Source organism: Flavobacterium riviphilum, from assembly GCF_055231795.1.
The window spans coordinates 1-387 of sequence record NZ_JBUYSY010000055.1 but is presented as its reverse complement, the minus strand read 5'-3'; the positions used below and the strand labels follow the sequence as shown (position 1 = coordinate 387).

The window sequence follows — 387 nt, the reverse complement described above, 5'->3', positions numbered from 1 at the left end:
CAATCTGTGGCGGTCCATGTTCTGGTGATAACTCCTAATCCACAGTTGTCTAAAGTGCCCTCGTCTTTGTAAGTTACTTTAGGGGCTTTATCACAATTGTCTGTGGCGGTTGCCATACCAGAATCTCCTGCTACACAATTGAATGTTGCATCTTGTGGGACTGTCAACACGGGTTTTTCATCATCTTTTATCGTGATTTTTTGAACTCCGGTTGAAGTGTTACCAGCGCAGTCTGTCGCGGTCCATGTTCTGGTGATAACTCCTAATCCACAGTTGTCTAAAGTACCTTCGTCTTTGTAAGTTACTTTAGGGGCTTTATCACAATTGTCTGTGGCGGTTGCCATACCAGAATCTCCTGCTACACAATTGAATGTCGCATCTTGTGGG

At 44.4% G+C, this 387-nt stretch carries 1 protein-coding gene; it reads right to left on the bottom strand.

Annotation, left to right across the window (positions count from 1 at the left end; translation table 11 throughout):
• Positions 1–387: HYR-like domain-containing protein (locus ACZIX2_RS14265; RefSeq protein ID WP_463340764.1), on the bottom strand; the 387-nt coding region annotated here is incomplete at both ends.